The sequence below is a fragment of the Paraglaciecola sp. genome, from assembly GCF_051252315.1.
Taxonomy (GTDB): Bacteria; Pseudomonadota; Gammaproteobacteria; order Enterobacterales; family Alteromonadaceae; genus Paraglaciecola.
In genome coordinates, this window is the sequence record NZ_JBPOFP010000017.1 from 24,490 (window position 1) to 47,829 (window position 23,340).

Sequence of the window (23,340 nt, forward strand, 5' to 3'; positions counted from 1 at the left end):
TCACTGGACGCGCAAAAAAACGCGCGCCATTTATAAAAAGCGTTAGCTTTTACATGGAGTATCACTCAATTGAGAACATTAGCAATACTGTCAGTACTCGTATTATCAGCGTGTAATACAACAAAGAACAAACCAGCTCATAGAGCTGTCGAAACAAATTTATCACCCGTTAAATCAATTTCAGTTGATCTAGCTGAAAAGCGTGGAGCTGAAATTTATGCTAAAGACATTTATGCTGCGAATGCAACAGATTTACTTTTACAAAAAAATCTTTTAAAAGCTCAAAGCGGTGTTTCTGGTTGGATCACTGAAATTAATAATGATACGCCAACTACGTACTTTATTGGTGGCACTTCACCAGAATATAAAATTATTTTTGAGGTTCAGTTTAAAGATGGTGAAACACCTGAATTGGTTGAATCATCACTTATATCAAAAGAACTATCAGATAAATTTACAATAAGAGAGATGTCTTTACAGTCGATTAAAGCTCCGTGTAGTCGTAACTACAATACTATTGTTATCGAAAATTCTGATGAATATATTGTTTATGCTTTAGCTTCAACAACAGAAAATAATAAGATTGTTGTTGGCGGTCATTATAGGTTTACATATTCAAAGATTAATTCTTCGCTAATAAGTAAAGAACGCTTATCAAACTCATGTCTTGTTTTAAATAATCCTGAAGGCTCAGTACCATTTGCGACACATATTTTAACGGATACACCCTTAGAAATTCACGCATATTTGGGTAAATTGCATGGTGAGTTTTATATCAGTACTAAAAGTGGATTATATAAAGCCAAAAATGGGAAATTGGAATTACTTAAAAAGTAAAAGCTAACAAGTTTATTAAATTTCGTTACGGCCAAAAAACGGCCTTCACTGGACGCGCAAAAAACGCGCGCCATTTATAAAAAGCGTTATGTAATTCATGCACAATGGAGTTGAATTTGAATAAATTAATAATATTACTGATTACTGTTCTGTCTTTTAATTGTTTCTCGGCAACAGAATTAAAAGGAAGTCCTGAAGAATTACAAAAATTTCTTCATCCCTCTGAAAATATAATAACCATTACAAGAGAAGCTGAAGAAACTGTATTTAAAGACGTCGCTGTTGTTAGTGTGGTTGTAACAACAGAAGAAGATAAACTGTCTTTAGCTTTAAAGAAAAACTCAGAGTTAAGAGCTGAAATATCATCAGTATTAACCGAATCAGGAATTTTATTAAAAAACATTAATAATTCGAAATTTTCTACATCTCCAGATTATGGTTGGTTTGGAGATAAGCCCGATAGCTACAAGGTAAGCAATGTTATTTCTATCCGCATAACAAATGAAGGAGGATTAGAAAGTATTGCTAAAGTAGTAGATAACAATAAAGAAGTCACTTTACTTAAAACAGAATACGAGCATTCTCAAAAAGAAGAATATATTGATAAAGTTAAAAATAAAGCTTTAGACAATGTACTAAAAGAAAAAGATTTTTATTCGAAAAAACTAGGAATAAAACTACATACAGTCAGTTTTAGAGATAATAATTCTAACCCTCAGAATGATATTGAAGTTATTGAGGTCATGGGATTCAGGGGAAGTATGGCTAAAAAAAGCTACTCGTCTGTTAGTAAGCCAAGCATTAAACCATCTTTTGAAAAAGTTATTTATAAAGCAAAAGTTTCAGTTAGTTTTAAAGTGGAATAATTACATAACAAGGCATTTAAACGGAAAATTTACAGTTGGCTGTTTTTCGTGCCTCAAACATTTTAGCCAACAGTAATTTTCCGCTTAATGCGGCGTTAGGATGCAGGGAAAGTTTTGAGAGTAATTTTAGTATTAGCGTCGTTATTCTTCACCGGTTGTTCCCCAACATGGAAAGAACTACCGTATGAAGTTTACTATATAGACGGTGCTAAAAGTTTAGGATACTCATTAGGTGAAGGTGCTTACATCGGACGTGTCGATAAGCCTAAATATATTGCTTCAAACAATAAATATCTTTCCGTATACGCCTGTCCAGAAAGTACGTGCTCATACTTTTATATTGATAAAGCTAACGATCATAAGTTCGCTGAACACAATGAGTTTGTTTTCGGCCCTTATACAAAAGTGCAGTTTGCAGGTTTAGAGTCCAAGCTTGGGCTACCAAAATTAAAACAGGAGTAACTAACATGCTAACAAAAAACTCAATCGGAAAATTACTCGCTGGCCTTCGGCCAAAACGCGTCGTATTTTCCGCTTAGCTTAAGCGTTAGTTGCCTAAGGAATTTTGTGTTTTTAATTAAGGAAAATGAGACCACTTTTACTATTTGGTGGAAATTCATTGGTTCAATTATGGTAAGTATTATTGGCATAATTGCTCTTGTTACTGGCACAATTTATATTCCCGCTCGTGATCGCTTTTTAACAGAGCAAACCGATCCAAATATGTTTTGGTTGTTGTTGGTTTTCCTATTTTTGTTATCGGCACTTTCTTTCTGGCAAGGTAGCTATGGAATCTATCAAAAGTATTTTGGTAACAACGGCAACTAACAAGCGCCTAAACTCCGACAATGTTAAGTTGTCATGGTTTTGGCAAACAACGCAAAAAGCCATGCCAACACATTGCGTGTTAGGCGGGCGTTAGACTCCACGAGGAATCGATGAAATATTTTTCAATATCAATTTTTGTTGCTCTTTTGGTCGGGTGTGGGGCAAACATAAAAACCCAAAATCATGGAGTAAGAGAAAGCACAAAGAGCCCCATCATTGAGTTCGTTGCAAAAACGGACATGAAAAAATGGGATGAATATGCTCAAGATGTACGCTGGGGGATTGCGGCCAGTACTTCTAACATAACCACCGTGATAAAAGATGGATGGTCGTACAATGAGCCGGTATACGATATCTCTGAGTACGGTCAATATATCTTAAAGTCAGGGGTCAAAAGTTTTGAAAAGGTTTCTATTCCTGTCAATCCTGGAGTGCATGACTGGCTCATACTTCTAGACCTAGATAATAATGGGACATGGGATAGTTACCTTGGATCAGCCGAAGAGCATATAAAGCTCGATAAAATAGAATTCCAAAATGGCTTCATCTATTCGGTGGTAGTCGGCGAAGATTCTATTCCAAAATTAGAAATTAAGCCTAACAAATTAAGTCAGCAGGACGCCGCAAGCGGCGCCGCTGCTTAAGGCGTTAGCTTCTTAAAATGATCAAGAAAATACTAATTGGAATAATATCTGTTCCCATGCTTTTACTTCTCGTGAAATGTACGTCCGAGAAACTGCGTACTCAAGGTATTGTGAAAGTCGGAGGTACAAAGCTATGTATTCCGAAGGAATATGAGTTGTCGGTAAGCCTCCCTTTTCTATGGTTCGCACAGAATCTCGATGAAGATGCGGCGGGTGGACTCTATATTCTATCTGCCGAAGAGATATTAGATTCAGTACAGGGCTATACCAAAAGCCATATCAACCAATACAAAGTGGATTTATCTCATGACATCACGGGAATTATCTGGGCAAAAAAACAAATAGGAACTCCCGATGGTATGGCTGAAGAGGCTTGGAATTTAAGCACAACAGAAGAGCAGCCTCATCATATCTACAATGAGGAATTAGGATTGTATGAGATTGGGGATAAGCGCTTTATAGATACTTGGTGGAGCTTGGCCCGTTCGGTACCGCTTGGGTCAGCTGAGGATCGTCCCAGCGAGTGGTATTTTGGTTATTGTTCTGGAAAGAAGCCTGAAAATTATAGCTGCGACCAAGCTCTGATTTACAAAGATCTATACTTCACTTACAAAGTAAAGCACCACGACATACCAGTAGCAAAAGAAGTTAAAGACTTTATCTATAAAAAATTCAACCAGTGGGAGCGGGCCTGTGAGAGCTAACAAGGTTATTAAATTGACCCACATTACTACGTTCCTTTTTGCGGTGGCTTCGCCACTTTAGAGCTGTAGCTCTATCATAAACTGAATATCCCCAAGGTCTGCAATTCACTCGAAGCCGTCACATACATCTTGATTTTGTCGCTATAGCTTTTGATTTTCCTGCGAATGAAACTTACGCTAAAAAGAAATGGGCTTGTCGAATGTCCAGATATGGACATCTGGGCAAGGCAATCTTTTATAGCTGGGAGCGGCTTATTGCCGATTCGAAAAATAAGCCTGTTTATTTTTAGATAACGTAAGTTTGTGGAGCGCGGCCCTTTTTGTTTACTTTTTGCGGCTGTTGGGAAAAAGTAAATCGAGCCGCAGGGATGCTGTTTGAAAACTCGTCATGGATGACGATTCGCGTAGCGAATAAAATAAGCATAGCGCATAGTTCGCAAAGCGAATGCTTTAATGGGCGCAGCACATGCTTCTAGCAAAATAAAAAGCCCACTAACCTTTTCTAGAAGCCACAATCCTAGCGACAGCTTCATTATAATTACGACTAACTTTAAGTTTAATTTCATCTCCTAGGTCGAGTAAGCTTTCATTATTTCGTAAAGATTGAATGCTTTTAACAGAATTGATATTCACTAGCGTGGACTTATGAATACGACAAAACATTTTATCGTCTAATTCTTGTTCTAAACGTTTCATGGTAATTCGAACGATAAAGTTTTCTGCGTCAGTATGAATACACATATAATCCCCTGCCGCATCAATCCAATGAATGTCTTTAACTGACACAAAGACTTTTTCATTATCGGAGTTTTTAATCACCAGTTCATGTCGAAAATTACTGGGTAGTGCTTGTTGTGGTTTGGTTAGCCACGCCTCTAATTCTGAAATAGCCAGCCCGGATGATTCGCCTAGAGCTTTAAGTAGCCTGTATTTTTCTTGGTCTCTATGCTGCGGCGTTAAGCGCTCCCTTACACGCTCCATAGTGTTTTGCAAACGACCTAAATTAGCAGGTTTCATAATGTAATCTATGGCGTTTAACTCAAACGCGTCTAACGCATATTCGCTGTATGCACTCACAAAAACCACTAAGGGCATGACGTCAGCTTGCAATACCTGAACAACTTCTAAACCATTTAACCCGGGTAATTGAAGATCTAAAAATAATAGGTCAGGTTGTAGTGATTGGCACAGTTTTATGGCTTGGTCACCATCTTCTGCTTCACCCACTATATCGATGTCAGGAATATTTTGTAAACGTAATCGAAGCCCTTCGATTGCTAAAGGTTCGTCGTCTACTATTACTACCGAAATGCGTTTATCCGTCAAAAGTGTCCACCTGAATCAAGGGAAATAAAATTCGTACCCGAGCGCCTTTATCTATATACGCCATGTCTATTTTACAAACTTGGTTAAACAAAGTATTTAATCTTTGTTCTGTATTTTTGAGTCCAATACCAAATCCTTTTTCTTTGACATTATTTTTAGTGTGCCCGTCATTGACAACAATAATTTCTAACATGCTTCCCACAGGGTTGGCTGAAATACTTATATGCCCACCCGCCTTATTGGTTTCTATGCCATATTTGATGGCGTTTTCAATAATGGGTTGTAAAAACAAGGTTGGCACCTCAGCTAACATTGCCTTGTCGGCAATATCCATATTCACTGACAATTTGTCACCAAAACGCACCTTTTCGATAGACAAGTACAACTCTAACAATTCTATTTCTTTTTGTAATGTTGTTTTAGGTGACGATTTATCATCTAGAGAATACCTCAAAAATGCGCATAATTGGTCTAGCATCTCACCTGCTACATCCGTATCTTTTTTATATATTAAGGTTGAAATGGCGTTCATGGTATTGAACATAAAATGCGGGTTGAGTTGATAACGTAACATTTGCAATTGTGCATCTTTAGCGGATGTTTGAGCCCGCAACAACATTTCATGCTCTTTTTGCAACTTAAGGTTATACAACATAATAAAAAATATAGCAGTCCAGACAAACATAGTTGACAAGGAAAATAAAAACCAACCGCCAAATTCCAACATGCTCCATTGCGCATACCATTCTTGGTTGTATACGATAACTTTATACGATGCCAACTTAATCACATTAAGAATAATGCCCATTAAACTGGCACTAAGGAAACTTAAAAATAGGGTTTTACGAAGCGGTAAATGAACAATCTTTTTAATAATTTGCCACTGAATATAACTCAATACAAAGCCACTAATAACTTCGATACAAAGATTCAGCATTTGCCCTGAAAAATTAAAATCAGGTCTTTCAAACTGTGGGCGAATAATGGCAAAAAACACAACTAAGGTGTATCCCAACCACCCGCTAAACTGTAATGTCCAAAATTGAAAACTGTATTTTGCAAACGCCTGGGTACCTATTTCTAAGGTGCTTTGTTCTTCTATTGTTTCTGTATTCATTTTTGCGTCATCCAAACTTCAAACCAATACAAGGTATTATACATTTTGCAGTTAAACACTATTTTGCGACAAAGCGAAACAGTATTAAGTTGTAAGTATTTTAAGGGTTTTATCTGTTATCGTTAAGACATTGACAATCTTTCAATAGACACTCTATTTTTGCCTTGCGCTTTTGAACGATATAAAGCCTTATCGGCTTGATTTAAAGCATTTGTTACCACGCAGCCTTCTTCTTCAATCGATATTTCACTAATACCAAAACTGGCCTGTACTTTTAGTTCTTTTGGATGAGTCCATATTATATTTTTGTTTAATTCTGTTCGTATTCTTTCCGCTAGTTCGCTAGCAGCTTCAACGCCAGTATTTGGCAGGGTAACACAAAACTCTTCTCCGCCAATGCGAGCCGCCACATCCGACTCTCTAACATTAGAGCGTAGCGTTTCAGATACATATTTTAGTACCTCATCACCAACACCATGGCCGTATGCATCATTTACCTTTTTAAAATCATCAATATCCAACAAAATAACACAACAAGGGAAAGGCTTACGCTCAGCTAACTTTATTAACTCATTTGTTCTACTAATAAAATGCCTTCTGTTGTTTAAACCCGTTAAATAATCAGTGATCGAATCTTGTTTATATAAATTTGATAAATCTCCAAGTAATAACGTTTGAATGGCACCTAACAAAGACGCTAATAACAAAGTAAAGGTAACGGTTAATACGGTAAGGTAAATGTATAAATCTCGAGTTAACACAATCACTACAATCAAAATCAGCATAAAAATTAGTGACATAACAAGTGTATTTTTCATCACCTTCTCACCAAAAGTTCGCTGTGACTTATTGATAAATACGTATTTAAACGTTGAGGCGACAATTAAGGTTAAAATGCCAATGCTTACCCCCGTTCGAATGCCTACTGAATCGGGATTGATTAGATATAAACTACCATTAATTAACGGGCCAACAGCTATGTATGTTAATGACTTTATATCTTTAGTTATCCGGTAACCCTTGCGGCCTTTCCTGAGGACTAATGCTTTTTTCAAAAAACAAAACGACAGGATAAAAAAAGCCTGATTCAAAACAACCGTTATTAGTTTGATCTCGTCTAACGTGACAATAAATAGTAGGAAGCCCATTCCAGAAAGGAAAAAGAATAGTGAAAAAGAAGTCAATATAGGGCGTTTATCTTGGAAGTTACCTAAAGGGCTAAGTAAGAAAAATCCACCAGAAATAAAAGCCAACAACACAGTTGTACTGATATATGCCAGTTTAGAAATCTCTATCTGATCCAAGTGCACGTCTCTTGGTTAATAATCCTAGTTTAATAAACGGTTTTTAATATCCTTATTTACCGACGAAAAATAAACAATTTCAGTGAAACACATTTTTTAGCTTAGTAGACATTACACTTTAGTCTACATTTAGCGCTACAAACTTGGTGTAGCAGTTTATGAAGTTATGCATGAAATACCTTTAACTAAAATAGTTAACCCGAACTCTAGATAGTTAGAGCACCCTTAATATAACAAACCCAGCCATTCCAAGAGTTACGATAACCAAGGCACTTTTTATTTTTAGACTCAGCGCAATCGTCCCTAATCCAGCTATCAAAAAAGGACTTTCAAATAATTGGTAATGAGTACCTTGGTGTCCCATGAACACGATAGGCGCCCACATAGCAGTTAAAACAGACGGAGCCGTATAACTAAGTAATCTATTCGATTTAGGCCCTAGCTCAAAAGGTACTTTTTTAGAAAAGAAGAAGTAACGACAAGAAAAGGTTATCGCACTCATTCCAGTCAAAATCAGCCAAAAGTTATCCAAGCTTGTTCTCCTTAATTGATGACAAATAGCCAAAGGTCATGCCAATAATTGTTGAAACAATTAAGGCATAATCCCTGGCATACACCGAGAGAATGACAACACTTAAGCCACTGGTGATAACCGCCAATAGTGTGGACTTATTCTTAATAGTTGGAATAACTATCGCAATAAATGTAGCTGCAATAGCAAATTCAAAACCTAAGTGCTCTAAGTTTGGAATATATTGAGCCGCAACAATTCCCGTAAATGTGGCCAAGTTCCAAATCACATAAAATGTAATACCAGAAGAGAGTGCATAAACGGCACTAAATACTTTATATCTTTCCATGAAAGAACAAGTCACGGCGAACATTTCATCTGTAAGAAAAAATGCTATACAACAACGCAAGCCTAACGAGGCATCTCTTACTTGCTCCCGAAAAACGGCCGAATAAAGTAAATGCCTCGAACTGATAACAAATGTCGATGAAAAAATAGAAGCTGTGGAACCTATAACCCCAATAATGTTAATAGCAACAAGCTGAGCTGCGCCAGCAAAAACTAACAATGACATAAGCTGAGCTTGGATGGGCGATAACCCCACATTAATCGCTAATGAGCCACATAGTATTCCCCAAGGTATGGTCGCCATTGATAGAGGCAATATGTCTATTACAGCTTGAAAAATAAGCTTTCCATCAGGTGGAATGCCCTCTTCATTATGACTAGTTTTGGTTGACATAAATGAACTCCTTTAAGAAATGCAGGAGATTAAATTAAACTATTTATTAATTCTTGTATAAAACTGCTTGTTTTTGAAACTTACTAGGCGTGGTGCCTAAGGCTTTTTTAAAGTGTCTATTAAAGTGACTTTGATCATGAAAACCGCAATCGGTAGCAACCATTACAGGTTTGACACCTAGCTTTAGTAACGACTTAGCTTTTTTCAACCTTACCTGTATTTGATAACTATGAGGAGCCAAATCAAATAAGTTTTTAAATTGACGGATAAAATGGTATTGGCTCAACCCAGCAATTTGGGCTAATTTGCTTAAAGAAATATCTTCTGCAGGATAACTATCTATGTATTCCTTTACTAAGATAAGTTTACTCTTACTACCTGAAATATCTTTCGGCACATGGCGTAATGTTGAGTGCCCTAGAGTCAATCTCATCAAAATACTGTACATAATAGTTTCGGTTAATAGTCTGGAAGCATTATTATCAACTTGATAGAAAAGTAATCTCAGCTGTTCGGCTAATTGAAGATCATTTACTACTGCCGAATTAAAATAAGGTGCGAATTTTCCTCTGCCATAAAGATCATCAGACACACGTTCAAAGTCGCTTTGTACAGGATACATAGCACGATAAATCCAACCACCCGCAGTAGCAGATTCGCCCGTGTGCACATCGTCAGCATTAACTAAAATAATAGCGTTTTTATCCGCAATATGAACTCCCCCACTGCGATAAAAACGTTGTGCTCCTTTATCAATTACGCCGATTGTGTAACCTTCGTGAACATGTTTGGAAAACGTTTGTTTTTTATAATCAGCACTAACAATCTCAATACCATCAAAGGCATTGGCTATTGAAAAGTTCGCTTGTTCTTTAATATTTATCGTCATACTCAATAATAAATACCGTGTTTAATACAATAAATATTGTACAAAATTGCTGTTACTTTCTAAAAATTAAAAAACGAATAGTACATTAGATAGTGCCATTTTTAGCTGCAAATAAAAAAGTTAAAAAGGATTAGTGCCCTTCAGACCCCATATTCACTGTGTATTTTGGTATTTCAATAACCAAGTCTTCGTCTTGAATAATGGCTTGGCAACCTAGTCTTGAATCAGGCTCTAAACCCCAGGCTTTGACTAACATGTCTTCTTCTAATTCATCACCTTCTGGTAATGAGTCCATCCCTTCGCGAATGATGACGTGACAAGTAGTGCAGGCACACACATTTTCACAGGCATGCTCAACACCATTTTTTAATGCTATGTCGAGTACTGACGTGCCTTTTTCGCCTTCCAACACGGCTCCGTCTGGGCACAATTCTTCGTGAGGTAAAATATGACCCGCCAAGTTTTAAATTTACAATTGCAGCCATATTGTTATATCCAAAATATGGTAACTTTGTGGAGATTACCTTTCAGACTTGAATTAAAGTTAAAATGTGAACAAGCTAACAATGTCGAATACGTCCATAGATATAGCATTACAATGAAACTAAAGCTGCAGCAAAAAATTTTCCTCGCTAATATTTCCATTATCCTTCTATTAGCCTTAGTTATATCTTCATTTAATTATTTAAATTTTAAAAAAATGAGTCAATACCTGATTAACTCAGTGGAAAAACATGAGACCTATTTGGTCACTGATTTGGCGCAAGTATTAAGTAAGTTCTATATAAAAAATAACAGTTGGCAGGAATTTACCGCTGATTCCACTCGGTGGCGATTGTTTGTTCTCCAAGCTATTAACAAGGGTTCGTTACAACCGCCCATCAATAGGAAAAATAAAGGTCCCTTTGATACAAGGTTTGGTGCAATGGCTGAAAAGCCTAATGGTATGCCTATGCCGCCCCCACAAAATAATGGTCCACTTCCTCCACTACGTATGCTTCAGAAAACGTTTATTTCTTCTCGTATCAGCTTATTTGATAGCAACAAAAATAAACTTATTGAAGCTGAAGGTGCCAATGATATCTTTCATTGGCAACCTATTGAAGTTAATGGAAAAGAAGTAGGCTGGCTTGGCCTTGCTAAAGCAGAGATGGCGGAGAAACAGGACAACCTTTTTTTATCTCAGCTTTTTAAGCAAACCATGACTTTGACAATAATTGGAATAGTTTTTTCGGGCGTTGTCAGTTTTTGTTTAGCCCGACATTTTACTGGGCCAATTCGAAGTCTTACCCAAGGTGCGATTAATTTATCTAACCGTCAATTTGATACAAAAATCAGTATAAGTTCAAACGATGAATTGGCAGATTTAGCCCACTATTTTAATGACATTGGTACCAGGCTTTCCAGCTTTGAAACCACTCAGAAACAGTGGTTGCAAGACATTGCTCACGAACTTAGGACCCCCCTTACGGTAATAAGAGGAGAAATTGAAGCTATGGTTGACGGCGTTACCGAAGCAAACGAGAAAAATTTGTCTCTATTAAAAAACGATGTTTTAAGACTAAATCACCTGATAAATGATTTACATGAATTATCGGTGACCGACAATCTTCTATTGGCCCGAGATTTGGAGCAGATAGATTTAAAGCAGGTTTGTGATTGTGCCGCTTATAGATTCAAAGCAAAATTGTTTAAAAACAATATTATACTCAATTTAAATATACAGAATTGTACCATACATGGAGATGCAAGCCGTCTGATGCAGGTAATTGATAACTTGCTAGAAAATTGTGTTAAATATACCGAAAATAGTGGATGTGTGTGGATTGCCTGCTATATAGAAAACAATAAAGCGATAGTAAGCATCGAAGATTCAGGACCTGGTGTAGACAATAAAAATATAGATAAGTTATTTGATCGACTTTACCGCATTGATAATCACAGAAACCGAACCAGTGGTGGGGCAGGTTTAGGCTTAGCAATTTGTAAAAATATAGTGGTTGCACATCATGGCGATATTCAGGCTCTTCCCAGTGACAAAGGCGGCTTAAAAGTATTACTCAGCTTTCCTATTAATAGTGGAGGAGATTAGCCAATGAACAAAAAGCATGTATTGGTGATAGAAGATGAAGAACGTATTGCCACCGTTATTAGTAAATATTTAACCTTAGAAGGTTATGAGTGCACGTGTTTGTATTCTGGTCTTGACGCGATTTCGCAAATCAAATCTATCGAACCAGATCTTTGTATTCTCGATATCATGTTACCAGAGATGAGTGGATTGGAAATTTGCCAGCAAGTCAGAGATTTCAGTGAAGTACCAATTATCATGTTAACTGCACGTGTTGAAGAAGTGGATAAACTCATTGGTTTTAATGAAGGTGCCGATGATTATGTATGTAAACCATTTAGCCCAAAAGAATTAATGGCCAGAGTAGCAGCGCTATTAAGACGAGCTGAGTCTAAACTTTTCCCCAAAAATCAACTTACTTACCAATCACTAACCATAGATTGTGACACCTATGCTGTCGATGTTGATCAGCAAAGCATTAAGTTAACAGGCAACGAATTTAATATTCTGAAAACCTTAATGCAATATCCAGAAAAAGTATTTTCTCGCAAAGAGTTACTTTTAGCCGTTAAGCAACACGAATTAGAAATTTACGAAAGAACGATAGACTCACATATTAAAAACCTTAGAAAAAAGCTAGGACAAGTCTCTGGCGGTGAAAATTTTATAGCCTCCATCTACGGCATTGGTTATTCATTAAAAGCGCAATAATCTCGTAGCATGAAACAGAGGTTAAGAAAGTAAGTATTCGATAATATTACTAGCTACCCCCTAACTCGATACAATACCAAATTTGATGGTGTACGTTCTCGGCTCCCAACCATTAACAACAGATTCCCCCTGTTGTTTTTTAAAAAAATAGTTAATAAATACAACAATATAAAATCAAACATAAGATCACATATTGTCTCCATATTCTGACCATATTTGCTTGCTAACTTTATCCTCACTAAAAGCAAAACGGTATGAAAAGATGAATAAACTAAAAAAAAGTAAAATTTCGTTAGCCTTATTAACGGCCTTATTAGTCTGTGGTTGTGGTAGCAGTGGCACTACAGAAAGTGACAATACAAATATCGAAAACAATGCCCCAGTCGACCCTAGTATTAACTATGCCGGCAAACTAAAAATCACCGAAGTATTAACCAAAGATGAAAATGATGGTAACGACTGGATAGAAATTCAAGTGATTGGCGAACAGGCAGTTGATTTAACTGGATTTACTGTTGCCGACAGTACAAGTGAACCAGCAGCACTACCAGAAATAGTCGTTCAACCTGGAGAATACCTTGTTGTACAAGCAACCGATAATGCACCTGCCGATGGCAGTTATTACGTGCCCTTTAAATTAGGTGATGATGACTCAGTTACATTAACTTATGGTGAACAAGTCATCGATAGCCTTATTTGGCAAGATAGTGATGTGAAAAAAGGGCGTAGTTATGGCGAATATGCAGGCGAACTTCAGCGCCTCTACCCTACTCCTAACCAAGACAATATTCCTTTTAATGCATTTTTAACTGAAGAAGTAGTGAAAGTTGAAATTAACCTAAGTGATGAAGACTGGCAAAATATCCTGGATAACCCTCTTGCCGAAGAATACAAACCAGCCTCATTAATCTACAACGGTATTGAATTAGCTGAAGTTGCAGTTAGAACTAAAGGCAATTCATCTTTAAACGCTGTAGCTAGAGATCCAGATAGCAATCGATATGGCTTTAAAGTAGACATAAATTATTATCAAGATGATCAAAAATTATTAGGTCTTAAAAAGCTAAGTTTTAATAACAATTATTCAGACCCAAGCATGATGCGTGAATATCTATCATACCAAATGATGGATGATATGCAGGTGCCTACACCAAGAATTGCCTATGTCGATTTATACATTGGTGGTGAGCACATGGGACTGTACAACGTTGTCGAAGCGATAGACTCAGAGTTTATTGAACGTCATTTTGATAATGATGAAGGCGACCTATATAAAGCGGATATCGGATCTGATTTAACTTTCGTTGACTATACAGCGCAAAGTTATAATAGCCTTGAATTAAAAGCCAATGAAGAAACCAGTGACAAACAAGCACTGATTAACTTTGTAGATGCCTTATCAAACTCCAATGAACCGGCAAACAATTTAAATGTAGACCTATGGCTTAGGTACTTAGCAGTTAATACCTTCTTAGTAAATTTAGACAGTTATCAAGGGATATTTGCCCACAATTTTTATCTGTATCAAGATATCAATGAACAAGGCGACCAAATCACAATGCTCCCCTGGGACTACAACATGTCTATGGGGGGATTTTCGGGAGGGTGTAACCTTGAAAACATGAGTGACTTTTTAATTGACGAACCGGTAACTACCTCAATAGAAGCTCGCCCGTTAGTGGACAAAATATTAGCTATAGATGAATACAAACAAACTTTCCATAAGTACTTAAATGAATTGGTAACCACAACAGCCGAATATGGAGCGATGTCAACTAAAATAGATAACATTGCCACCCTAATAGCACCTTTTGTTGCGGCTGATCCAACTAAGTTTTTTGATGAAGAAACATGGAGAACTTCACTAGATGTATCGGTAGACAGCACCTCAAATCTTGCTGGAGGAGGTGGCATGATACCAGGTGGTGGCGGAATGATACCTGGTGGCGGCGGAATGATACCTGGTGGTGGTGGAATGATACCTGGTGGCGGTGGAATGATACCTGGTGGTGGCGGAATGATACCCGGTGGTGGAATGGGACAAAGTGGCACCATAGCAGGGATTAGAGAGTTTCTTTCTGCGCGTATAAACAGTGTTTCTGAGCAATTAAGCGGTACTATTCCCAGCACAAGTACAGGAGGCAATGGCGGATGCAGTTCATAACGAACACATCCGTTGAGGGAAATGTCGATGGGATATTATCGACGTTTCCTCGTCATGGACTAGAAGATCTAGACAATTCATCATTAATGAATCGCGTCGACAGCAAGTTCTTAATCGAACAACACCAATTAACTGAAGTGTTAAAACACTGCAAACAGCACTATTCATTACTTGAGATTAACGGCATTAACCATTTTCGTTATCAAAGCTGTTACTACGACACCGACGATTTGTCTTTTTTTAATATGCATCACAAAGGAAAACTCAACCGGATTAAAGTACGCCACAGAAATTATGTAGATACAGGCAGCGCCTTTGTTGAATTGAAATTCAAAAACAATAAAGGCCGTACGATAAAATCCAGAGTTGCAGCATGTGAAGATCCACGTATAGCTCTAAATCAATCTGAGCAATTCTTAAAGGATAAAAATGTTATTGCACCTAGTTCGTTAAAGATTGTGCAAAGTGGCGAATACCACCGTCTTAGCCTAGCCAACGAAAAGCTTGGTGAAAGACTAACGATTGACAGTCAATTGCAATTTTTAGATGTACAAACTTGGCGCTATGCCCAATTAAAAAACGCCGTGATCGTTGAGCTAAAACAGCAACGACATAATCGGCAATCTCCGTTGTATAAAGCGATGAGAGCAATGTCAATTAGACCCCAATCATTTAGCAAGTATTGTATGGGCATGACATTAACTTCAGCGAACAGGTTAAGAACCAACCGGTTCAAAAAAAGCTTTATACAGCTAAAAAAAATAGAAAATATGTGAGTGAAATTATGACTTCAACTATTGATTTACCTTTTATGCAATTATTTTTAACCAATATACTATTTATTTTAATTTTAGTACGAGGTATATATTTTCGATACTCAGGTAACAGAGAAACATTGTTTGGCCTACTGATGTTTGGCTCTGGTGTATTTTTGGTCACCTTCTTTTTACACAATGTCGACATGTCTATGGGATTTGCGTTTGGCTTATTTGCCGTGTTTTCCATGTTACGTTACCGCACCGAATCACTTAATATCAAAGACATGACTTATCTGTTCTTGGTTATAGTCATGTCTTTAATGGCTGCCGTTAGTAAATTACCAATCATGCATCTTATTATGGTAAATAGCATATTATGTTTTATTGCAGCCATTGCAGAAACTAAGTTATTAGCAGCACATCTATACGAAAAAAGTGTGAACTATGAAAACATCGAAAATATTCGGCCTGAAAATCATCACAAATTATTAGCTGATTTACAGGAACGCATTGGTTTAGATGTGGTTTCAGTCAAAATAGGCAATGTCGATCTATTAAAAGATGTCGCAGAATTAACCGTTTATTATCGTACCCAAAATGTCATTCAACAAACTCAAAACCAAGATAATTTACCTCCTACTTATAATGGATTAGTCAAACAAGAAAACGGCGGGAGTTAACTGATGAGCCGTTATATTGTATTCGCTAGCGCGCTAGTCGCACTTTGCAATTCGCACTTTGCAACGAGCAAAGATAGCGACTTAAATTGGCAGGTTGATCACCGACTCATGATTGATGGTGATTACTTAAAAGACTGGTACAACATCGACGAATTTAATAGTGAAGTAAGACGATTTCAAACCAGTATCAAATGGAGTAACCAGTCTTGGTTAGTAAAAACCAAGATTGATTGGGACATCGAAAACAAAGAAGTCGAATTTGATGATTATTATATACGTTATCAAGGTTGGGACGGGGCGCATTTAACTTTAGGAAAACACAAAGAGCCCTTTGGCCTAGAATATTCCACTGGTTCAAAAAAGCTATCGACAATTGAACGTTCGATGGCCACCCAAGCTTTTTCTCCAGGAAGGAATACTGGATTCAGCCTTAATAACACCGGTAACAAACTCAATTGGTGGCTAGGCGCATATAACAACGATAGTTATGACGCCGACTCTTTTGCGGTAACGGGCCGCACAACCTTTGAGATATTCAATCTAACTGACAACATCCTGCATATTGGTGGTTCAATTTCCCATAGAAACCTCGATGGTTATCGAGGTGATATAAAATCGAATGCAGAAATATATACCAGCGAAAATGTGCTGAATACTAAAAAGTATGAGATAGATACGCTCGACTTAATGGGTATTGAAGCACAGTGGGCATCTGGGCCAGTTAAACTTGCTAGCGAGTGGTTTTTACAAAAATTAAGCTTAGCTGAGACAGCGCAACAACCATACGAGTCAGTGACACACCAAGGCGGTTACCTACAGGCTGGATTCTTGTTTGGCGGCGAGATGTACAAGGTAAAGAAAAACAAGCTTGCTAGCCCTAAGCTTGCTAAAAACACAAATATATTTGAACTGGTGGGAAGGCTGAGTTATCTAGATACCACTGAAAGTGATATCGGCCAAGAAATACAAAACGCCCTACTCGGTCTAAACTTCTATAAAGGTAAAAATCTAAAGTTAATGCTTGGGTATACCTACTCCGAAACACTTTCCACCGAAAATCAAGATGGCAATGCGATTTCATTAAGGGCTCAATACCTATTTTAAACACTCAGTTATTTAGACTTATTGACCATGAAAAAAGGTAATAACATTGCTGTTATTACCCTTTCTTTAAAATCATAAAGTTACAAAGAATTAGTGCCCTTCAGACACCATACTCACTGTGTATTTTGGTATTTCTACAACCAAGTCTTCGTCTAGAATAATGGCTTGGCAGCTAGGGCGTAAGTCAGGCCCTAACCCCCAAGCTTTGTCTAATACCTTTTCGAAGGTGTGTTGTTTATCAATATAGTTTTTTAAGATTGTGTTTAAAACGGCTCTGGCCATTATTATTCGCTCACCAAACGCAATGTAAACCATAGTGTGTATGCCAGCTTATTGGCCTACTTCTCGCTACAGCCAAACAAAAATCCTCATAAGAATAATGCTTATCGAAGAAATAAGTTTCGCCATCGTAAATAGATTTTATTTATTAAAAAAACGCTGTGGTTCTTGTTATTTTTTATTTAATTTCTTTTACTGGTTATTTTTTATCTAGTTTCTATTTCTGCATTAAAGTTAGATGTTAACATTTAATGATGTGATGTTAATTAAACATAATATTATGTTAATTAAATATAACGATGTACTGAGATTAAAATGAAAATAACATTTAAGGTTTTTTTATTAGCACTATCAATGGCGCTAGTTGGATGCGGAGGTTCTAGCAGTGAGCCTAACGTGAAAGTTGGAGAAGAAAGTCCACCTCCTATTCCAGAACCGACGCCAACTCCTGAACCAGAACCAACTCCTGAACCTGAGCCAACGCCAGATCCCGAACCTGTTGAAGATATCGTGATGGAAATGGAAGGCTTTATTGATTCCAGTCGCGATCTAGAAGCCTTTGCAGGTGACAGTAATGATGGTTTCTTTAGTAACGGCGACACGATCAGTTGGAATACTAGCGGCGATTGGGGCGACTACCGCGTAGAATTTAATGCGCCTGGTACATGGCGAGCAACAATATACGCCGCAACGCCGATAAATGGAGATACCAAGGTAGTACTTTTTATTAATGGTGTTGAAGTTGCCGAAGGAGAAATAGCGCAAACAGCAACAGGTAGTAATTGGGGAGTTTTTGTTGATTTCAAAATAGGAAAATTTCAAATTGAAACTGCTGGTACTCACGATGTACGAATTCAAAGCCGTGGCAACAGTGCTTGGCAATGGAATGCTGACAATGTGATATTCGAACACAACCCTATAGATCCCATAATTTTAAAGACAACAGCGACTAGTAATGGTGGATGGTCACAAGAATCAACTTGGGATAACGGTATACCCGATGCAACAAAACGCGCTGTTATTCCTCAAGATGTTACTGTCAGCCTTGACGGCATGAATCTGCAAGCCAATGGCATTGTTGTACAAGGACAGCTCAATGTTAACCAACAAAATAATGTTGATATTGAGTTAGAAACGGATTGGGTTCATGTTAACTCAAATGGTGTTTTTGCCATTGGCAGCGAAGTAGACCCTTTTGATCAAGCGAAGTTTACCTTAACACTTACAGGTACAGATCCTCTCGCAGATTGGACCATTGAGACCGCAATGGGAAGTATGGATATTAGAAATAATAATGGTTTTATTATGGCTGCGGGAGGTGGTCGTTTACAATTTTATGGCGATAAAAAGCTCAGCTTTACACGCTTATCCGAAACTGAAGAAATTGGTGCGAGTTCTATTTTTGTTGAGAATATCATCGAACGCAATTTCGACGACGAAACATCTGTTTCGTCAGATGGAACAATTGATTGGGAAGTTGGTGACACAATTGTTATTGCGAGTTCTTCATACGATTATTTAGAACAAGATATACGTACAATAAAAGCGATTACTGATCTCGGAGATGGCCGCAGCGAAATTGAATTAAATGAAGCGTTAACGTTTCGCCATTATGGTGAAACCGAAACTTATGGCGAAGACGATAACACTCGTGTAATGGAAATGCGCTCTGAAGTCGCACTATTAAACCGCAACGTTAAGATTCAAGGGTTAGCTTCACAAGACACGGATGTGAATTTGGGAGATCGCCTGAATTTTGAGTCAGGTTCAAGTCAAGGCGTTGGCGGCCATATCATGATCATGGACACTGCAGGCCAAATGACTATTGATAGTGTGCAGCTAAATGGCATGGGTCAAACCGGCCGTTTAGGTCGCTATCCGATACATTGGCACTTAGCAGGAGATCGTCAAGGCGATATATTACGTGGCGTGGCCATAACAAATTCGAATAACCGTGGAGTTACCATACACGGCACTCATAATTTATTGATTCAAGATGTAGTTTTGCATGATATTCACGGCCACGGCTTTTTTATGGAAGATGCGGTTGAAACGGGTAATACTTTCTTATCAAATATCACTTTTGCAATACACAAGGTAGGTGGCGATACAGAAGAGGAAATTAATGATCCTTTTCTTGTTGATACTCACGATCATGCTGGTCAAAACCCTACTAGGTTCTTAAATTCAGCAGGCTATTGGATGACCAACCCAGATAATACTTGGATTGGTAATGTCTCCGCTGGTTCCGAAGGAACGGGATTCTGGTTCTTGTTTCCCGAACGAGCAGTAGGCGCCTCTGCTGATGATCCGCAATATAACAATGTTCAGCCAGATAGAGTTAACTTGGGTCAATTTGAGTACAACGCATCACACTCATCCCCGATAGGGTTAAACTTTGATCGTGGTAGTGATTTAGAAGTAGCTGTAGGGGCAACGCTGAAAGCTAGATTTGATGGTGATGCATATCGGCCCAGTGTTGAACCACAAGTTTATCATTACACTGCCTACAAACATACAACAGGCATATATCATCGCGGTCGTACTGGTAATTTTGAAAAAATGTTTTTAGCAGATAATTTTACCAGTACTTTTATTACTTTTACCCAGCGCATTACAGACTCTTTGTATGTTGGTCATAGCCGCGGTAATAGTGATTTAAATCAAATAGTCACCGGTCATACTTTTTACGACGGCGCTAATACTTTAGACGGTACTCATTTTGCCGGCTTCACTGCTGAGAACGCATCTATTATGCGCACTACTTCTATTGCTATTCGACATACACATTTTGTCTTTCGAAATACTACTTTTGAAGATGATGGCACCTCAACAAGTATGGCGTTCTCGGATAACGACGGACGGTTTTCAAATTATTCTGCGATAGGAAAAACAATGCCATCAGTAATATTTGATGAAGACGGCACCTTAACTTCCGCTGTAGGTGGCAGCGCAGGTGTCACCGTTATTGCTGATCATCCTTTCTTTTATGATGATGATGACTTCAAACCAGCAACTTACACAAACGCCAGAATATCAGATGATTTGTACGCCACTTTTAGGCTTAGAGCTCCACAAAACCCAACGTTTAAATTAACCTCACCTGATGGTGATCAAGCACAAGGTACACCAGGTACAGGACAGTTTGCTGGTACAAATACTTTGATGAAGCTAAATGATGGTGATTACCAAGTGGAACTGCCAGATGGTAATAACTCAGCTTCAGATGGCTTCGATATTCTGTATTTTGCAGTCAATGGTCCTCGTGATGGCTCAACAGTCGTTCGTTTTACTAAAATGGCCGATGACTTTACGATAAGTAATCGCACGTTTGTTGATGATTTGGACACATTGAGAAATGCTAACCAAACGTCTTGGACAACTGCAGAAGGTCATATATACGTCAAGTTCTTCAGCGTTGACGTTGAATGGGATAGGGTTAGCTTTAGTTGGCGTTAATCATTCTTAAAACCACTCGATTGGTATTAATTATTAAGGTCGAGTGGTTTTCCAAAACTTCATTTCACTTTTATAATCTATACAGAACGAACTAGTGCCCTTCGCTAACCATATTGACTGTATATTTAGGAATTTCTACAACCAAGTCTTCGTCTTGAATAATGGCTTGGCAACCTAGTCTTGAATCAGGCTCTAAACCCCAAGCTTTGTCTAACATGTCTTCTTCTAATTCATCACCTTCTGGTAATGAGTCCATCCCTTCGCGAATGATGACGTGACAAGTAGTGCAGGCACACACTTTTTCACAGGCATGCTCAATACCAATACCATTTTTTAATGCTACGTCGAGTACTGACGTCCCTTTTTCGCCTTCTAGAACGGCTCCGTCTGGGCACAATTCTTCGTGAGGTAAAATAATGATTTGTGGCATATCTGTATTCCTAATAATAAATAATTTGATTCAGTTATATTTGATCGACAGAGTGACCAGAAAATGCTTTTTTGATGGATTGATCCATTCGACGTTCAGCAAATACTTGGCTCAATTTATCAACTTTTTCTATTCCCGTTTTAATGGCTTCTTTGTCTGAACCTTTAGCGAGAGTTTCTAATTCGGTTAAACCCTCTGTTATCACTTGTTTTTCTTGTTCGTTTAATAATGCGCCGTCTGCATTTAAAGCGGCTTGCAGTGTTTCTTGCACTCTTGCAGCTTCAACCTGTTGCTCTTTTAACATACGAGCTTGCATATCTTGTTCAGCATTTTGCATCGAAGACTTTAACATTTCAGCTATTTCATGATCTTCTAAACCATAGGATGGCTTCACTTGAATCTGAGCCTTCACACCGGTAGATTTTTCCATGGCACTAACATTAAGTAGACCATCTGCATCAACTTGAAACGTCACTCGAATATGTGCAGCACCTGCAGCCATGGGAGGAATGCCTTTTAAAGTGAACTTAGCCAATGAACGGCAATCTTGAACTAACTCCCTTTCTCCTTGGACTACATGCACCATCATAGCCGTTTGACCATCTTTAAAGGTTGTAAATTCTTGGGCTTTAGCAATTGGAATAGTGGTATTACGGTGAATAACCTTTTCGGTTAAGCCACCCATTGTTTCAATGCCCAAAGACAAAGGCAAAACATCTAGTAGTAACATGTCACTATCGGGTTTATTACCTGCCAAAATGTCTGCTTGGATAGCCGCTCCAATAGCGACTACCTTGTCTGGATCGATTGAGGTAAGCGGTGTGGTTTCAAAAAACTCTCCAACCTGCTGACACACATATGGAACACGAGTTGAACCGCCAACCATGACCACTTCTAAAATTTCATCTTTAACTAACTCGGCATCTTTTAAGGCTCTTCGACAGGCTCTTAAGGTTTGTTTAACCAAAGAAGCTATTAGGCTTTCAAAGTGATTAACCGTCACTAACACTTGGTGTGTTTGATTATTGTCGTCTTCGAATAGCACAGTGGCGACAGACTCGTGACTTAGGGTTTCTTTGGCTTCTTTAGCCAAATCTAATAGAGTTCGGTGTAAGTTTTTTGAAAGCTCACCAATTAAACCAGTTTGTTCGCGAATAAACTCAACCAATACGGAATCAAAATCATCTCCACCTAAGGCAGAATCACCACCCGTGGCTAACACTTCAAATACACCTTTAGATAGACGTAAAATTGAAATATCAAAGGTACCGCCTCCTAAATCATAAACCGCGATAATACCTTCTTGTCCAGTATCTAAACCATATGCAATAGCTGCTGCCGTAGGTTCATTTAATAGACGTAAAACGTTCAACCCAGCTAAGGTAGCCGCGTCTTTTGTCCCTTGCCTTTGGCTGTCGTCAAAATAGGCTGGAACGGTAACAACAGCACCTTTAAGTTCATCACCTAGCGTTGTTTCAGCTCTTAGTTTTAATACTCTTAATATTTCTGCAGAGACTTGCACTGGATTGACTTCGCCACTCACTACTTTCAAGGTAGGAGATGATGAATCAGTAAACTGATAAGGTAAATTTGGGTAATGCTGGTTTATATCGGCTACAGAGCGTCCTAAAAAACGCTTAACTGAGCTAACCGTATTAACCGGATCTTGACTGGCTTGAGTTTTTGCCTCGTTACCGACTATCACTCCGTCTGCCAAGTAATGCACAACAGAAGGCAAAATATGTTGCCCACTTTCATCAGGTAAAGTGGCTGCTTCTCCACTACGAACCGATGCAACTAAAGAATTAGTTGTGCCTAAATCAATCCCTACAGCGAGTTTACGTTGATGAGGTACGGCACTTTGGCCAGGTTCAGAGATTTGCAATAATGCCATATATAATTCGTTCTTGGTGAAT

At 38.1% G+C, this 23,340-nt stretch carries 22 protein-coding genes and 1 pseudogene; 13 read left to right on the top strand and 10 right to left on the bottom strand.

Going from position 1 to position 23,340, the window contains the following annotated elements; translation table 11 throughout:
- Window positions 1-69 precede the first annotated feature (69 nt).
- The 6 genes from ACSHXM_RS05210 to ACSHXM_RS05235 all read left to right on the top strand — a co-directional run bounded on the left by ACSHXM_RS05210 (window position 70) and on the right by ACSHXM_RS05235 (window position 3,879).
- The gene (locus tag ACSHXM_RS05210; protein ID WP_435687677.1) at window positions 70-837 is read left to right on the top strand and encodes a hypothetical protein; all 768 of its coding nucleotides are present in this window, start codon (window positions 70-72) and stop codon (window positions 835-837) included.
- Window positions 838-953: 116 nt separating this feature from the next.
- Window positions 954-1,703, top strand: coding sequence for an SIMPL domain-containing protein (locus ACSHXM_RS05215; protein WP_435687678.1), 750 nt, complete (start codon window positions 954-956; stop codon window positions 1,701-1,703).
- Window positions 1,704-1,817: 114 nt separating this feature from the next.
- Window positions 1,818-2,165, top strand: coding sequence for a hypothetical protein (locus tag ACSHXM_RS05220; protein WP_435687679.1), 348 nt, complete (start codon window positions 1,818-1,820; stop codon window positions 2,163-2,165).
- Between the two features lie 105 nt (window positions 2,166-2,270).
- Window positions 2,271-2,531, top strand: coding sequence for a hypothetical protein (locus tag ACSHXM_RS05225; protein WP_435687680.1), 261 nt, complete (start codon window positions 2,271-2,273; stop codon window positions 2,529-2,531).
- Window positions 2,532-2,641: 110 nt separating this feature from the next.
- Window positions 2,642-3,175: a hypothetical protein gene (locus tag ACSHXM_RS05230; protein WP_435687681.1), complete on the top strand. Its 534-nt coding sequence runs from the start codon at window positions 2,642-2,644 to the stop codon at window positions 3,173-3,175.
- Window positions 3,176-3,192: 17 nt separating this feature from the next.
- Window positions 3,193-3,879 carry a hypothetical protein gene (locus ACSHXM_RS05235; protein WP_435687682.1) on the top strand — a complete coding sequence of 229 codons (687 nt, stop codon included), beginning with the start codon at window positions 3,193-3,195 and terminating at the stop codon, window positions 3,877-3,879.
- Between the two features lie 492 nt (window positions 3,880-4,371).
- Here the strand turns inward: ACSHXM_RS05235 and ACSHXM_RS05240 are convergent, their stop codons facing one another.
- The 7 genes from ACSHXM_RS05240 to fdx (ACSHXM_RS05270) all read right to left on the bottom strand — a co-directional run bounded on the left by ACSHXM_RS05240 (window position 4,372) and on the right by fdx (ACSHXM_RS05270) (window position 10,228).
- On the bottom strand, window positions 4,372-5,205 hold the full coding sequence (locus ACSHXM_RS05240; RefSeq protein WP_435687683.1) for a LytR/AlgR family response regulator transcription factor: 834 nt from the start codon (window positions 5,203-5,205) through the stop codon (window positions 4,372-4,374).
- Entirely contained in the window at window positions 5,195-6,322 is a 1,128-nt protein-coding gene (locus ACSHXM_RS05245; protein WP_435687684.1) for a sensor histidine kinase, read from the bottom strand. Before ACSHXM_RS05245 ends, ACSHXM_RS05240 begins: the two co-directional genes overlap by 11 nt.
- 122 nt (window positions 6,323-6,444) lie before the next feature.
- On the bottom strand, window positions 6,445-7,626 hold the full coding sequence (locus ACSHXM_RS05250) for a GGDEF domain-containing protein (protein WP_435687685.1): 1,182 nt from the start codon (window positions 7,624-7,626) through the stop codon (window positions 6,445-6,447).
- Between the two features lie 214 nt (window positions 7,627-7,840).
- A complete protein-coding gene (locus ACSHXM_RS05255; protein ID WP_435687686.1) occupies window positions 7,841-8,158 on the bottom strand; it encodes an AzlD domain-containing protein in 318 nt (105 codons plus the stop codon).
- Window positions 8,151-8,879 (bottom strand): AzlC family ABC transporter permease, encoded by a 729-nt coding sequence (locus tag ACSHXM_RS05260; RefSeq protein ID WP_435687687.1) that lies wholly within the window; start codon window positions 8,877-8,879, stop codon window positions 8,151-8,153. Before ACSHXM_RS05260 ends, ACSHXM_RS05255 begins: the two co-directional genes overlap by 8 nt.
- 46 nt (window positions 8,880-8,925) lie before the next feature.
- Window positions 8,926-9,768 (bottom strand): AraC family transcriptional regulator, encoded by an 843-nt coding sequence (locus ACSHXM_RS05265; RefSeq protein ID WP_435687688.1) that lies wholly within the window; start codon window positions 9,766-9,768, stop codon window positions 8,926-8,928.
- Window positions 9,769-9,898: 130 nt separating this feature from the next.
- Window positions 9,899-10,228 (bottom strand): ISC system 2Fe-2S type ferredoxin, encoded by a 330-nt coding sequence (gene fdx, locus ACSHXM_RS05270; protein ID WP_435687689.1) that lies wholly within the window; start codon window positions 10,226-10,228, stop codon window positions 9,899-9,901.
- Window positions 10,229-10,468: 240 nt separating this feature from the next.
- Between fdx (ACSHXM_RS05270) and ACSHXM_RS05275 the strand changes: the two genes are divergently transcribed.
- From ACSHXM_RS05275 to ACSHXM_RS05300, 6 genes are all read left to right on the top strand, one after another.
- A complete protein-coding gene (locus tag ACSHXM_RS05275; RefSeq protein WP_435687690.1) occupies window positions 10,469-11,860 on the top strand; it encodes an ATP-binding protein in 1,392 nt (463 codons plus the stop codon).
- A 3-nt stretch (window positions 11,861-11,863) separates the two neighbouring features.
- A complete protein-coding gene (locus ACSHXM_RS05280; protein ID WP_435687691.1) occupies window positions 11,864-12,550 on the top strand; it encodes a response regulator transcription factor in 687 nt (228 codons plus the stop codon).
- Window positions 12,551-12,812: 262 nt separating this feature from the next.
- On the top strand, window positions 12,813-14,714 hold the full coding sequence (locus tag ACSHXM_RS05285; protein ID WP_435687692.1) for a CotH kinase family protein: 1,902 nt from the start codon (window positions 12,813-12,815) through the stop codon (window positions 14,712-14,714).
- Entirely contained in the window at window positions 14,702-15,490 is a 789-nt protein-coding gene (locus tag ACSHXM_RS05290) for a polyphosphate polymerase domain-containing protein (RefSeq protein ID WP_435687693.1), read from the top strand. The genes ACSHXM_RS05285 and ACSHXM_RS05290 overlap by 13 nt, the downstream gene beginning before the upstream one ends.
- 8 nt (window positions 15,491-15,498) lie before the next feature.
- On the top strand, window positions 15,499-16,152 hold the full coding sequence (locus ACSHXM_RS05295; RefSeq protein ID WP_435687694.1) for a DUF4956 domain-containing protein: 654 nt from the start codon (window positions 15,499-15,501) through the stop codon (window positions 16,150-16,152).
- Window positions 16,153-16,155: 3 nt separating this feature from the next.
- Complete coding sequence (locus tag ACSHXM_RS05300; protein WP_435687695.1) at window positions 16,156-17,256, top strand: OprO/OprP family phosphate-selective porin; 1,101 nt, start codon at window positions 16,156-16,158, stop codon at window positions 17,254-17,256.
- Window positions 17,257-17,346: 90 nt separating this feature from the next.
- Here ACSHXM_RS05300 and ACSHXM_RS05305 read toward each other — a convergent pair.
- Window positions 17,347-17,478 (bottom strand): annotated as a pseudogene (locus ACSHXM_RS05305) (ISC system 2Fe-2S type ferredoxin); the annotation flags it as partial.
- A 372-nt stretch (window positions 17,479-17,850) separates the two neighbouring features.
- Between ACSHXM_RS05305 and ACSHXM_RS05310 the strand changes: the two are divergent.
- Window positions 17,851-20,994, top strand: a complete 3,144-nt coding sequence (locus ACSHXM_RS05310) for a G8 domain-containing protein (RefSeq protein WP_435687696.1) — start codon at window positions 17,851-17,853, stop codon at window positions 20,992-20,994.
- 91 nt (window positions 20,995-21,085) lie between these two features.
- On the opposite strand, the gene fdx (ACSHXM_RS05315) is transcribed toward ACSHXM_RS05310, so the two are convergent.
- Window positions 21,086-21,424, bottom strand: a complete 339-nt coding sequence (fdx, locus tag ACSHXM_RS05315) for an ISC system 2Fe-2S type ferredoxin (protein WP_435687697.1) — start codon at window positions 21,422-21,424, stop codon at window positions 21,086-21,088.
- Between the two features lie 34 nt (window positions 21,425-21,458).
- Window positions 21,459-23,318, bottom strand: a complete 1,860-nt coding sequence (hscA, locus tag ACSHXM_RS05320) for a Fe-S protein assembly chaperone HscA (protein ID WP_435687698.1) — start codon at window positions 23,316-23,318, stop codon at window positions 21,459-21,461.
- Between the last annotated feature and the right edge of the window lie 22 nt (window positions 23,319-23,340).